The sequence below is a fragment of the Pedobacter jeongneungensis genome (assembly GCF_000633455.1).
GTDB lineage: Bacteria > Bacteroidota > Bacteroidia > Sphingobacteriales > Sphingobacteriaceae > Pedobacter > Pedobacter jeongneungensis_A.
In genome coordinates this window covers 92792-105824 of record NZ_AYMG01000011.1, presented here as the reverse complement: position 1 = coordinate 105824, position 13033 = coordinate 92792, and the positions used below count along the sequence as shown (strand labels likewise).

11 protein-coding genes are annotated in these 13033 nt (G+C 35.4%); 3 read left to right on the top strand and 8 right to left on the bottom strand.

Annotation, left to right across the window (positions count from 1 at the left end; genetic code table 11):
* Nucleotides 1-31 precede the first annotated feature (31 nt).
* Nucleotides 32-1000 carry a hypothetical protein gene (locus tag U859_RS0110785; RefSeq protein ID WP_025143382.1) on the top strand — a complete coding sequence of 323 codons (969 nt, stop codon included), beginning with the start codon at nucleotides 32-34 and terminating at the stop codon, nucleotides 998-1000.
* A 34-nt stretch (nucleotides 1001-1034) separates the two neighbouring features.
* Here the strand turns inward: U859_RS0110785 and U859_RS0110780 are convergent, their stop codons facing one another.
* Genes U859_RS0110780 through U859_RS0110760 form a run of 5 tightly spaced genes read right to left on the bottom strand, consistent with a single transcriptional unit; the run spans nucleotide 1035 to nucleotide 7016 of the window.
* The gene (locus tag U859_RS0110780) at nucleotides 1035-2126 is read right to left on the bottom strand and encodes a glycosyltransferase family 4 protein (RefSeq protein WP_025143381.1); all 1092 of its coding nucleotides are present in this window, start codon (nucleotides 2124-2126) and stop codon (nucleotides 1035-1037) included.
* 5 nt (nucleotides 2127-2131) lie between these two features.
* Complete coding sequence (locus U859_RS0110775; RefSeq protein WP_025143380.1) at nucleotides 2132-2962, bottom strand: glycosyltransferase family 2 protein; 831 nt, start codon at nucleotides 2960-2962, stop codon at nucleotides 2132-2134.
* Nucleotide 2963: 1 nt separating this feature from the next.
* Nucleotides 2964-5096: a glycosyltransferase gene (locus tag U859_RS0110770; protein WP_025143379.1), complete on the bottom strand. Its 2133-nt coding sequence runs from the start codon at nucleotides 5094-5096 to the stop codon at nucleotides 2964-2966.
* 21 nt (nucleotides 5097-5117) lie between these two features.
* Nucleotides 5118-6017, bottom strand: coding sequence for a glycosyltransferase (locus tag U859_RS0110765; protein ID WP_025143378.1), 900 nt, complete (start codon nucleotides 6015-6017; stop codon nucleotides 5118-5120).
* A 6-nt stretch (nucleotides 6018-6023) separates the two neighbouring features.
* Nucleotides 6024-7016, bottom strand: coding sequence for a glycosyltransferase family 2 protein (locus U859_RS0110760; protein ID WP_025143377.1), 993 nt, complete (start codon nucleotides 7014-7016; stop codon nucleotides 6024-6026).
* 104 nt (nucleotides 7017-7120) lie between these two features.
* On the opposite strand from U859_RS0110760, the gene U859_RS0110755 reads away from it, so the two are divergent.
* Nucleotides 7121-8257: a glycosyltransferase gene (locus tag U859_RS0110755; RefSeq protein WP_025143376.1), complete on the top strand. Its 1137-nt coding sequence runs from the start codon at nucleotides 7121-7123 to the stop codon at nucleotides 8255-8257.
* Here the strand turns inward: U859_RS0110755 and U859_RS0110750 are convergent.
* The 3 genes from U859_RS0110750 to U859_RS0110740 form a co-directional block, all read right to left on the bottom strand.
* Nucleotides 8254-10074, bottom strand: a complete 1821-nt coding sequence (locus U859_RS0110750) for an ABC transporter ATP-binding protein (RefSeq protein WP_025143375.1) — start codon at nucleotides 10072-10074, stop codon at nucleotides 8254-8256. The genes U859_RS0110755 and U859_RS0110750 overlap by 4 nt on opposite strands.
* A 129-nt stretch (nucleotides 10075-10203) precedes the next feature.
* On the bottom strand, nucleotides 10204-11190 hold the full coding sequence (locus U859_RS0110745; RefSeq protein ID WP_025143374.1) for a glycosyltransferase family 2 protein: 987 nt from the start codon (nucleotides 11188-11190) through the stop codon (nucleotides 10204-10206).
* On the bottom strand, nucleotides 11191-12066 hold the full coding sequence (locus U859_RS0110740; protein ID WP_025143373.1) for a hypothetical protein: 876 nt from the start codon (nucleotides 12064-12066) through the stop codon (nucleotides 11191-11193).
* A 58-nt stretch (nucleotides 12067-12124) separates the two neighbouring features.
* On the opposite strand from U859_RS0110740, the gene meaB reads away from it, so the two are divergent.
* Nucleotides 12125-13021 (top strand): methylmalonyl Co-A mutase-associated GTPase MeaB, encoded by an 897-nt coding sequence (gene meaB / locus U859_RS0110735; RefSeq protein WP_025143372.1) that lies wholly within the window; start codon nucleotides 12125-12127, stop codon nucleotides 13019-13021.
* Nucleotides 13022-13033 lie beyond the last annotated feature (12 nt).

Here is a 13033-nt window from a genome sequence, read left to right as displayed (position 1 = left end):
TCATCACAATTTTTGCCTGCTTAAACCCAATATGTCTACAAATTATACTGCTTATCAAACTCAATCAGCAATATTATTTATTTTTTTTAATAGAACTGATACTACGCTGAAAGTTTTAGAACGAATTAAGCAGGCTAAACCTTCGCGATTATATCTTACCTGCGATGGTCCACGGGAAAACCGGGCAACAGAGGCAGAAGATTGTAGTAAGGCTAAAGAATCAGTAATGGGTTTTATTGATTGGGAATGCGAAGTACATACCTTATTCAGAGAAAAGAATTTGGGACCAAAAGAAGCTATATCCTCTGCAATCGATTGGTTTTTTCAACATGAGGAAGAAGGAATTATATTAGAGCATGATTGTATGCCCTCTATGAGCTTTTTTTATTATTGTGATAATTTGCTGGAGAAATACCGGAATGATACAAGAATCTGGCTGATATCTGGCTTTAATTTCGATACTAAAAAAAAATGGGGTAAAGGCTCGTATTATTTTTCTAATTTAACTAATGGCTGGGGCTGGGCTACCTGGAAAAGATCCTGGAATAACTATGATAAGAATTTAAGCCAGTACAACGCAGATGAAGTTAGAGAACCACTGCAAAAAATATTTGAAGATCCTTTGATTGTTGATAGGTGGGTAGAAATATTTAATGAAACCAAGGAAGGTAAAATTGATACATGGGATTATCAGGTAACTTTTTCACATTTATTTAGTCATTCACTAACCATTGTCCCTAATTATAATCTGGTAAGTAACATTGGATTCGATCAGTTTGCAGAAAATACCACTAATGCCAATAGTCCTTTTGCCAATGTTCCTTTAGAGGAACTGGGAGAGCTGGTTCATCCAAAATATATGGTGCCGGAAAAAGAGGCAGATTATAATCTTTTATTCGAAGAATTTAATATTCGGGGTAAGTTAGCGGAAATGGCCTACTTAAAAAAACACAATTCTTATAGAAGAAGGTTTAAAAGATGGTTCAAGTCTCTTTTTTAAGAGATTGAAAGATTTTTGCTTAGACTGCAGGCATTTAAATAATTTTTTTATACAGCTCAATCGTTTTCGAAACACATTTATCAATAGGATATTCCAGCGATTTTTTTTGCCCTGCATTACCCATTTCTCTTCTAAGAGAAGGGGATGAGATAATAGTTTCTAACTTTTCTGTCAACGATTGTAAAGATTGGCCATCGAAATACTGTGCAGCGTTTCCTGCAATCTCTTCAAAACAACTGCAATTACTCAGCAAAACGGGACAATTATTCTTAAAAGCTTCTAATATTGGCAATCCGAAACCTTCGTATAGTGAAGGATAAACAAAGCATAAGGCATTTTTATAAAGCGTATTCAGCTGATCATCACTAACAGATAATTGTATGGTCTTCTCTAAAATATTATTGCGTATTAAAAACTCAGAATCGCCATAGCTTAAAGCCCCCCCACCCGCAAATACCAGGCGTAACCCGGGATATTTTTGTGTTAATTTTTTAAAAGCCTCTACTGTTAAATGGAAATTTTTATAACTCCACCTGGCACCAACAAATAAAATGTACTGCTCAGGTAAGCCTTCAACAGGAGCGTACACTGGTTCAGCCAGATCTATTCCATGATGTATAACTTCTATTTTATCTACATTAACATTGCTGTATTTTAATATATCGGTTTTTGTTGTTTCGGATATAGCTATAATTTTATCTGCCTTCTCCATTAATATTCTTTTATAAAAAGGTAAAGGATCAGATGAAGGGAAAAATTGAGGCAGTGCCTCATAGGTCATATCATGAACGGTTATAACCAGCGGCTTTTTCAGGTACTTTAGAAAATAAGGGTTAAAATATGTAGGGTGAAAAACAGAGAAATCATTTTTTTTAAGCAGGTATTTGCTGTACGAGTTATTGCGTTTAAGAAGTTTTTCTTGTGTTTTAAAAAGCGGATTAAATAACGAACTGCTTAAAGGCTGCTGTTCATCTCTGATATAATAGTTATTGGATCTTAAAAGGCCCAGTTTGTACTCTACCTCTTCTGTTTTCTTTATTCCATTCATCAGATACTTAAAATACCTGGAAATGCCTCCATAGGTTTGCTCTGTAAATATTTGATGATCGTATAAAACCTTAAACATAATTTTTAGGCTGATTTTTTAAACTTTGGTAAAAAAAGTAAAATGAGATTAATAAATGCTTTTAAAAATTTGTACGCTAACGGATGTTGTTTAATGTACAAAAACTGTTCTGCTTTTTTATCCCTTAAATGTTTAAAGTAATTATAATCAGCTATAAACTCAGGAAAGTGATTATTTAACGATGCTTCGCGCTCCGCATTCATTAACACATGGTTATCGGTATTGGAAGAAATGCCTGTTGCATCATAATTGGTAAGGATGACATCAAGGTGTTTGTACGAGGCTTCCCGCTTGCATATGGCATAGGTAAAAAATTCCCAGTCAGATACAATTTTGAAATTTTCATTGTAAGGAAAGATCGTTTTAAACAAAGTTCTTTTGATAAAACTGGCCTGATGCGATATGTTCTGTTCGAAAAAGAAGGCAAAATTTAACTGATCCGGAAACACTCGTTTACTCTGCTGATGTATCTCATCATAAATAATGTCGCCATAGTAAATATCCAGTTGTTCTTTCATGGCCGTTAGCGACTGCGAAATTACCGTATCGCTGTAAAGCCAATCACCACTGTTGAGGAATAAGATGTAATCTCCGGTAGCAATGTTTATTCCCTTATTCATTGCATGATAAATCCCCCTGTCGGGTTCGCTTATCCAGTAGGTAATCTTATCTGTATTTTGGGATAATAATTTGGCGCCCCCATCATTACTGCCACCATCAATAACAATAAATTCGATATTGGTGGCACTTTGCGAAAAAACACTGCTCATCGTTTTTTCAAGCCCGGTGCAATTATTATAATTAACGGTAATAATTGAGATCTTTTGTTCGCTCATGCTACTTTTTGTTGCTTAAATTTCTCAATAATTCTTCCAGTTGCTGTTTTATCACTTCGGGGGTGTATGCTTTTAACGCATTAATCGAATTGTTTCTGATGTTACTCCAAAGATCGGGAGAATTATATAACTGAATGATTTTTTCTGCAAAATCTTTGGTATCATTCGCTACCATTACATCGTGGCCATTTGTTAACCCAATACCTTCTACGCCAATATCAGTAGAAACAATTGGAAGTCCATATTCTAAACTCTGACCAATTTTCCCTTTCATGCCTGCACCAAACCGTAATGGTGATACAAATATGCGGTTACTGTAGAAATATGTTGAAACATCATGTATATAACCAGGAACAATTACCCTATCCGAGCGCAGCGCAAGTATCTCATCGGTAGGGTTGCTCCCTAAAAGTGTTAAGGTTATCCGCTGATCGACGGCCCATACCAAAGGCATAATTTCTTTAACTAACCATTGCACAGCATCTATGTTGGGTTTATGCAGATAACCACCAATAAAAAGTAAGCCATTTCTTAAACTGAAAGAACCTGCAGCTTCGGTTATGGTTTTTATTTCGTGGATATTAGGTATTATCTCAACATTTTTTATGCCTTCGTTTTCTAAAATTTCTTTTTCATCCTTTGTAATGGCCAGGGTAATACTGGCACGTTTTGCAATATTGAGTTCTACCTGTTTAACATCATTGGCCGCTTGAATAACAGATTGGTCTCCAGAAAGATCGCCTTCCCGCTGCAACCTTAAAAAATGGAGATCAATCGTGTCATAGATCCAGAATAAATCTTTTTTCTGCTCAAATAGAAACTTAAACTGCTCATTATTGTGCGGTTTGCACAGCCACACAGCATCAATGTCCTGAAGCTTACCTTCGAGAATTTTGATCATTCCACGCATATTAGGAAAACGGTACAGTACTTCGAACCCTTCCAAAATCATCTGATCAAAATACCGTGGTTTTTTCTCACCGTTGGCAGGTAAAAATATCACATGAAATCCTAAGGCTTTTACCAGCTGCATAATTTTGAATATCCTGTTCGAACCAGAATCCTGATCGGGCGTAGGGATAAAATCATCGATAAATAATATAGTTTTTTGTGCAGGCTTTTCAATTAAGGCCTGGGCCTTTAACTGTTGGATATTATAAAACACCACCTCGGCCAAAGGCTGATAAATAACCTTTTTGTTTTTGCCGGCAAGGGATTTACCAATCTGATCTCCGATATTAACTGACGAAAGAAGATCAAAATCAGACAGGTTTAAGTTACTTAAATGATCTCTGTGGAAAATAAAATTAGCTGAAGCATAATGTGTAATTTCTTTTTGAGAATTAAATTCAGGATGATTGCTGTCCTCATAAAAAATAGTGTCGCCTTCTGTTCTTATGAGTAAGCCATTTCTATAAAGGTGTTTTGCCCCTGCACAGCCCACATCTTTATTTTTCAGTACTTCGGCAAGGAGTTCAACACTGTTTTTCTTTATCATAGCCTCACTTGATTGGATATAGATTAAATTTCCTTTCGCATTTTCTAACATTGATGCAAAAGAAGCCGTTTCTAACAGAATAATTCCTTTAACATTATTATTAAGGAAAGAATTGATATGGTGATCTTGATTTTTGAATACAATAACCTCAAAAGCATATTTTTCAGAAATGTGATCGCTTAAGGATTTTAAACAGTTATAAAGATAATCTAAGCGATAGTTGCCAGTTACAATAACGCTAATAAATGGCTCCTCTGAACGTTGAAATACTATTTTTTCTGCAAGAATGGTTTTCCTATCTAAAAGATCTGGAGTAGCCTCATCAACAAAATACCGGTAACCAAATAATGCTGAAATTAAATCTCTTGTTTTAATATAAATTATGGGGTTGGTATCGGAAGAGAAAAACGGAGAGAATTTACGGGATATAATATTGTAAAAACCTTTAAAAGCAGATTTTTTAACAAAAATAACAGACGCAAATACCAGTAATAAACGTAGTAGGTAGTCTCCCCAAAAGGATGGCGATAAGGAATATAGTTTTGTTCTTCTTTTTGATATTCCGGTATAATATCTCTTCGTAATCTTAATTGAGACTTTATAATTGTATTTATCTATCCAACGGTAAATTTTCATGTGTTTAATAAGTGCTGTAGCCTAAAATTTTCTGGAAAATTTAATAGCAAAATTTAGTCTGCTTAATCCTGTTCTGTTTTTCAGATCAGGAAAATAATCTTGATAATGTTTATAGATAAGCCTGATTAAATATAGACTGTATCCTTTTTTATGGTGGGCGGCATATATTTTACCAATCAGTTTTTTATCTGCTTCTTTTAAGTTTTTATACTTGCCTAAAAGGAAAAGATTCAGATTAATTTCTTTAAAACGTTCTGCTTTGATGTTGGTTTTTACATTACCTTTAAACTTGTGCATCACTGAAGAACTATGGATTCTGTGCAGTGTTAAACATTCATTTAAACAAGTAATTTTGTGATGATATAGGGCTACAAATCCGATCCACCAATCATAATATCCTGTTTCAGGAATTGGAGATATGTAGGGTAACAGTGCCTTTGAAAAAAGAGTGGTATGCCCGGTAACCGAATTATAGAATAGTGCGCTTCTGTAATCACGGTTTCCCAATTTAAAATCGGGATTTAATGTTTGTCGCCCAATGGAATTTTCTGTTTGATCTATCCATTCTGAATTCGAAAAAATCAACCAGTTATCTCCTATATTCTGATGTAATAGTTCTAATTTATGCTCCAGCCATATGTCATCCTGATCGCTAATGGCTATAAAATCGCCTGAACAAAAAGATATGGCTTTTTGAAAGTTGGCATTAAAACCGATGTTCGTTTCGTTAAAATACAGTTTAATCTGTTCATATTTAGCAGCATATTGTTTCAATATATCTTTTGTGCCGTCAGAAGAGCCATCATCAACAATAACCAATTCAATGTGTTTATATGTTTGGTTAAGAATACTATCCAGTTGTTGTCGTAAAAAATTAGCGCCATTATATGTACAAAGCGCTATAGAAATGAGTGGCTCCATTATCGATTACTTTAGCAGAAGTTTGATAACCTGTTTCAAATTTAAATTGCTAAAGGTAAATAAATCTGATCCTATAAATTTACCAAGGGAAGATTTATTGTTGGATTTAAGCAGGTAGTTATACCAATCTTTTTGAAGTTGTTTGCTAAGAGGCCTTTGATTGAATACCTGCTTTTTTCGATTGGCTTTTAATACATTTACCAGGTGTTGCTCTATTTCATGTTCAGAAAAAGCAGCATCTTCAGGGCGCAGGATTGAATGATGAACTAATAAACTTTGTTGATCTACTTTATCAAATAAGAAAGATAATAAATAGGCTATTGTTTTGAGCTCGCTTTGCACCATTTCTCCCTTTTTCTTTGATGTTATACTTTCTTCATGAATGCGGTATTGCAACAAACGCTCGTGCAAGTTTGCAACCGGATAATTCATTGTGATTTGAGAAAATAAAAAATAATCTTCAGCATATTTAAAATCTTCACTGTACGCAAATTTCTTTATTGTTTCAGCATTCGCCATAATTGTTGGATGTATAAAAGCATTGCGGAACAAGTTAAATACTTTGATTTTAGCACTATGCTGTGGCCGGTTTAAGTTGTTTATTTCTTTTCCGGTAGCATCAATAGCAATCGCCATACTGCCACACAATTTATAGGTTGGGTTTGCAGTTAGAAAAGCAGCTTGTTTGGTTAATCGATCGGGCATGGCAATATCATCAGCATCCATTCTGGCGATATATTTGCCCTTACTCAACACCAATCCTTCGTTCAACGTATTTACTATACCCTTATTCACTTCATTATTAACATATTTTATCCGGCTATCTAAAAAAGAGCTGATTATGGCGTGCGACTGATCTGTACTTCCATCGTTAATAATCAAAAATTCCAAGTTTTCATAGGATTGTTTGAGTATGCTTTCGATAGCTTCCTTTACAAAAAGTTCGCTATTAAAAACTGGCATTAACACCGTAATAAGATTTTTTTGCTCGTCAATCATGTATTGGGTTTAGGTGCGGTAAAAATAAGATAATTTAAGCGTTAATAAGCTTATAAAAGATGGCATAGATTTTTGCATCTTTAAAGCCTGAAAAAAAAGAGAAAATGACGACAGGTTTTTCAAAAAAAGAAGGAGCTACAGCACCAAAAAAAATATTGTTTATTACCCCGTTTTTTGGCAGAACAGGCTCGGAAATGCAGTTACTCTACATCCTTGAAAATTTGAATGCAGAAAAATTCGAAGCCTGCTTATTTACCCGTAATGATGGATCCTTGCTTAAGGACCTTCCAAAATATATCAAATACTTTGTTGGCTATAAAAAAAGCAGAAATTATCTGCTCAGGCTGTTTAGGCTATTGCTATATGCTGTTAATGTAAATCCTATAGAGTTTCAACTGCGAAAAATACAGAAAAAGGTTAAAGCAGATTACTGGTATATTAATACAATTGTAAACAGAGATGCATATTCTATTGCGTTGAAACTGGGGGTAAAGATTATTTCACACGTTCATGAAATGCCATTGTATTACGATATGGTTAAAGAAAAAACCATAGAAAACTTATTAAAATCGGACCTGTGTATTGGATGCTCTAAAGTAGTATGCCAAAATTTAGAAGATATGGGGCATCAAAATGTGAAATTGCTGAACAGCTTTGTTGACGACCGGTTTATTTCTTTAAGCGAGGCTAAAATAAGCGAGCAATTTAATTTTGCCCCTACCGACTTTATCTGGATAATGGCAGGCAGTGTTAATGCCATCAAGGGTGTTGATTTTGTAATTCCTTTATTGAAAGAACTTAAACCCAATCATAAAATTATGTGGATTGGAGGCATTGAAGATTCGGGCACAACAGCTTATGCACAAATAGCTGGCAAGGCTGCATTTAAAGACAGGCTGTTTTTTGTTGGCCGAAAATCTACCGACTATTACGACTACTTTAATTTAGGTAAGGGTTTCTTACTATTATCCCGCCAGGATTCTTTTCCTTTAGTTATGCAAGAAGCTGCCCACCTCGGCAAACCAATAGCCGGTTTTAACTCGGGTGGCATTGAGGAATACGTAAATGATAAAATCGGCATAGTGGTAAACCAGCTTTCCTTTACTGAATTGGCGAAGGCGATGGAAAAAATAGAAGAAAACTACGGAACATACGATAAAGATTATATTAAACAATATGCAAAGAGTTTTAATGCAACGGAGCAAACCTTAAAGCTGCAATTAATTTTAGAAGAAATCTAATCGTTAAAAGCCTGCATGTCTATTAAACGCTTATATAAGCCACTTTTAGCCATAAGTTCGCTATGACTTCCGGTTTCTACAACACTACCTTTATCAATCACCACAATTTTATCTGCATGTTGTATGGTACTTAAACGGTGTGCAATCACAATTGATGTACGGTTTTTCATTAAATTATTTAAGGCATCCTGTACTAATTTTTCAGATTCAGTATCCAGTGCAGAAGTGGCCTCGTCTAAAAGCATGATCGGTGGATTAGCCAATACAGCCCTTGCAATACAAACACGTTGTTTCTGCCCGCCTGAAAGTTTGTTTCCTCTATCACCAACAAAAGATTGATAGCCGTTTTCTGTATTCTCAATAAAATCGTGCGCATTTGCGATCTTTGCTGCTGCAATTACTTCTTCCATTGTTGCATCAGGTTTTGCAAAAGCAATGTTATTAAAGATGGTATCGTTGAATAAAAAAGACTCTTGGTTAACTGTTCCCATTTGCGTTCTTATACTTTCAACGGTTAAGTCTTTGTAGTCATGACCGTCAATTTTGATTGTTCCCGATTTTGGATCATGAAAACGTGGTAGCAAGTCCATCAATGTACTTTTACCACCACCCGATGGGCCAACCAATGCTATGGTTTTTCCTTTTTCGATGTCGAAATTTATCGAATTCAAGATTTGTTTATCACCATAACTGAATGAAACATTTTGAAGACTGATGGCACTATTAAAACCATCAAGTATTTTAGCACCAGGTTTATTCACTAATGATGGTTTAGTGTCAATTAGATCCAAAACACGTTCTCCGGCAGATATGCCAGAGTGTATTCCACTAAAGGAATCAGTTAAAGCTTTAATTGGTTGCATTACTTGAGAGAACGTAGCCAGATAAACAACAAAATCTGCTGCTTCTAGATCTCCTTTTCCACTTAAAATCAAAGTCCCGCCATATAATAAGATAAAAACCACTACCAAAACACCAAGCGTTTGCGAAACAGGAGAAGCAAGCTGCTGTCTTCTCGCCATTTTTCTGTTCAGGAAAGAATAAAACTTATTTTCATCATCAAACTTTTGCTTCATTCTTTCTGTAGAATTAAATGCTTTGATAATTTTTATTCCGCTAAGCGATTCGTCCAGAAATCCGATCATTTTAGCAAACGATTCGTGCGATTGAGTGGCTTGCTGCTTTAACCTTTTTACAATCTTGCTGATAATAAATCCAGAAACTGGAATAACCAGTAATGAAAATAATGTTAACTTTAATGATATTGAGATTAAAACCCCTACAAAAAAGATGAGCTGTAACGGCTCTTTAAAAACCACTTGCAGAGTATTGGTTACAGTAAACTGAACCACCTGTACATCAGATGCAACTTTTGAAATAATATCACCTTTACGCTCATTATTAAAGTAACCAACATGTAAATTCATTACATTGTTAAAAACTGTTTTTCTTAAGTTTAATAAAGTATGTACCCGTAGATCCTCCATATAGCGTTGAGAGAAGTACCTAAATAAGTTCGATAAGAATACTGTTACTATGATTACAATACAAATAATCTGTAATGCATGTATTTTATCATGTGCAATTATTGCATCCATGTAATCATTAAATTTCCCTAAAAAATTTAATGAACCTTCAGCTTTGTCTGCTTTAATATTAGTAGCAGCTTTGCCAAGAAATAGCGCCTGCATAAGAGGTCCTAGCAGCGTGAATAAAAAAGTATTAAAAATGATAGCGAATAATGTTGCAATAACATAAGGTATTGCAAATTTTTCGATAGGCTTGGCAAAAGATAATAAACGAAAGTATGTCTTCATTTTTATGTGAAATGGTATATGTAATATGGAAGATGTATTGAAACATTTCCAAAAAAATCTAATTAAAACTTGGCAAAGGTAAGGTTTTCAACTCAACCTAGCTGATTTTGAAAAAAGGGTATGGTAAAATTACAAAAGTTTAATTTTTTTGTTGCTAACCGATTGGTTTATAATTGCCATTATATCAGAAACATTTAGGTTCGAATTGTATTTCTGCTTCAGTATCTGGAGCTGCGCGCTACTTGCATTAATGCGATCTCGATGTGCTAAATAATCTTTATAGCTTTCCAATACCCAGGTTTTGCCTGTAAGTAGTTTTGGAATAAGTTCTGTAAAAACCTGCTGCAGTGGGTAAAACACTTTTCTTAGTCCCTGCAGATGAATTCCCTGTAAAATATAGCGGTTGCGGTAATAAATCTTTTTAATAAAATTAGATTTGATCTGGGTTTTAGTGCTCCCGCTTACATGATGAAAACAAAATGCCCGGTGTTCATAGTAACATTTCCAGCCCAATTGCCACGCACGTAGGCTTAAATCGAAATCTTCTGACGAAAAAGGAGAGTAAATTTCGTCAAAACCACCTAATTCTTTTAATTTTCGTGCATCAACCAAGGCGTTAGCACCAGAAAGGTAGGCAGTGTACACATTTTCATCTTCTGGGTTTTCACTATAATAGAATTTATTAGCCTTGATACGGCAGCCACCATAGTATAAAAAACGTGCAGCGTCTTCAATCCGGCTTTCATCAAAACTCATGATGCGGGCCATAACGCCAAATGTATCTGGTTGATCAAAGTATTTCCACTGATGCTCAAAATAGTCGGGGGTAAGTTTTACATCAGAGTTCAAAAGTAAAATCAACTCATATTTAGCCGCTTCTATGCCATGGTTGCAGGTATAAGAGAAACCCCTGTTCTTATCGTTGATCAGCAATTTTACTTGCTGATAATTTTCTTTAATAAATGAAATACTGTCATCTTTCGACCCGTCGTCAATTACGATTACTTCAAATTCGGTATTTGCATTTTCTGCAGCCAAAAAAACAGAAGGCAGGTATTTTTCGAGCAGATGCCTGCCATTATAATTGGGTATTACAATAGAAATACTTTTCTGCATCTACTTTACAATTTTATAGTTCTGGTATTCAAATAAGCGCAAGCCTGTTAAATCTTCAATTTTTTGTAAAACCCTTCTACGGAAATTCATTTTTGGGGTTTCTTTTGTTAAATCTTTTTCGAATTTCCAGTTTGCAGCATCAATTCTTGCTTGCATTACTTTTGGGTGGGTACCTTTAAAATGAACTAAACGATCGGCATTGTGCATATCATACGTATCTTGCACCGGATAATTTTCTTCAATCCACTCTTCTGTTTGATAAAACTGGTTAAAGTTGCGTACTTTCCCTTGTAGTCCCTTTGGCGGCTTTACCCAGCCATAATGATAAATATATGCGTCGATTAATTTAACCTTAAGCTTTCTATCGTTAATCCTGAAACCTTGTGCATCCCGATAAGAACGTACTCCCTGTAGGTTTTTGATAATCCGAACCTCTCTTCTATACCAGCGTCTCGATTCGGCCAGGTAATCATAAGAAGCGTAAAAGTGTTTGTATTTCAAAAGCAGTGCTTCAACATTGCTGTTGTTCAGTTCCTGCTCCATTTCTTTTTTAATCAGCTGAAGATAGTCTTCATGTATAGCCTCATCGCCCTGAATGTAAATCATCCAGTCGGTATCAGCACTAATTTCGGCTAAAGCTTTATTAGTTTCATCGGCAAAAACACGCCCACCTTCGCGTATACTGTCGTCCCAAACCGTATCAATGGTGCTGATCTTTGGATCGATACTTTTTATCGTTTCAGAAGTTTCATCAGAAGAGTTGCCGAGTGCAACGATAAAGTCATCGCATAAAGGTAGCACCGAAAGTATGGCTTCTTTCGCTGGATAATCGTTTACAATTGCATTTCGTAAAAAGGTAAAACCGGTAACTTTCATTATGGGGACGCTTTGTAGCTGATAATTTTTGTTTCTTTGTACAAAGATAGTTTTATTGATGAATACGCATCTATCCATTTTAAGCGAAGTAAAAGCAGGCAATTATAAAGTTTTGGCAAGAACATTAACGCTTGTTGAAAATAGTATAAAACCAGCTGATTCGATTTTAAGAGATTTAGATAGTAAGGTCAATATCCCTGTTCTGGGTATTACAGGGCCTCCAGGTGCCGGTAAAAGTACCTTGGTAAATGCAATAACCAATCATTTTGTTGCTGAAGGGAAGCGTATTGCTATTTTAGCTATCGATCCAACTTCACCATTTAATTTTGGCTCTTTGCTCGGCGACCGGATCCGTATGGCCAATCAGTTTAATAACCCCAATGTATATATCCGATCTTTAGCTACCCGGGGCGCATTGGGTGGCATTTCTGCAAAAACCATCGAAATGGTTGATGTTTTAAAAGCAGCCAATTTTGACCTGATTATCGTTGAAACCGTAGGTGTTGGCCAATCGGAGGTTGAAATTGCTGGCTTGGCCGATAAAGCAATTGTTGTGCTGGTTCCTGAATCGGGCGATGAGGTTCAAAACATCAAATCGGGACTAATGGAGATTGCAGATTGTTTTGTAATCAATAAAGCGGATAGGGAAGGAGCCGATGCTTTTGCCAATAATTTAAAGAAAATTGTTCATCAAGGGGTAAAGGCCATTCCGATTTTAAAAACCATTGCTGATAAAAACTCGGGCATCGATGAATTGTGCGCCTGGATTGCTAAACCCCAAAAAACCGATAATAATCGTAAAACATTCCTTTTTGCCGAAAAAGCCTGGAAACTTATTCAGCATAAAAAGATGCAGGGTATAGATAAAAAAAGGCTGCGAGAAAAAATTCAGGCAGCCTTAAAAAATGATAATTTTAATATTTATCGCTTTGCAGAAGAGTTTGATAATGGTTAGCTGTTGGTTAAT

Coding starts and splice junctions, on each gene's coding strand:
- U859_RS0110785 (WP_025143382.1), top strand. CDS start 32: ATGTCTACAAATTATACTGCTTATCAAACTCAATCAGCAATATTATTT.
- U859_RS0110780 (WP_025143381.1), bottom strand. CDS start 2,126: ATGTTTAAGGTTTTATACGATCATCAAATATTTACAGAGCAAACCTAT.
- U859_RS0110775 (WP_025143380.1), bottom strand. CDS start 2,962: ATGAGCGAACAAAAGATCTCAATTATTACCGTTAATTATAATAATTGC.
- U859_RS0110770 (WP_025143379.1), bottom strand. CDS start 5,096: ATGAAAATTTACCGTTGGATAGATAAATACAATTATAAAGTCTCAATT.
- U859_RS0110765 (WP_025143378.1), bottom strand. CDS start 6,017: ATGGAGCCACTCATTTCTATAGCGCTTTGTACATATAATGGCGCTAAT.
- U859_RS0110760 (WP_025143377.1), bottom strand. CDS start 7,016: ATGATTGACGAGCAAAAAAATCTTATTACGGTGTTAATGCCAGTTTTT.
- U859_RS0110755 (WP_025143376.1), top strand. CDS start 7,121: ATGACGACAGGTTTTTCAAAAAAAGAAGGAGCTACAGCACCAAAAAAA.
- U859_RS0110750 (WP_025143375.1), bottom strand. CDS start 10,074: ATGAAGACATACTTTCGTTTATTATCTTTTGCCAAGCCTATCGAAAAA.
- U859_RS0110745 (WP_025143374.1), bottom strand. CDS start 11,190: ATGCAGAAAAGTATTTCTATTGTAATACCCAATTATAATGGCAGGCAT.
- U859_RS0110740 (WP_025143373.1), bottom strand. CDS start 12,066: ATGAAAGTTACCGGTTTTACCTTTTTACGAAATGCAATTGTAAACGAT.
- meaB (WP_025143372.1), top strand. CDS start 12,125: ATGAATACGCATCTATCCATTTTAAGCGAAGTAAAAGCAGGCAATTAT.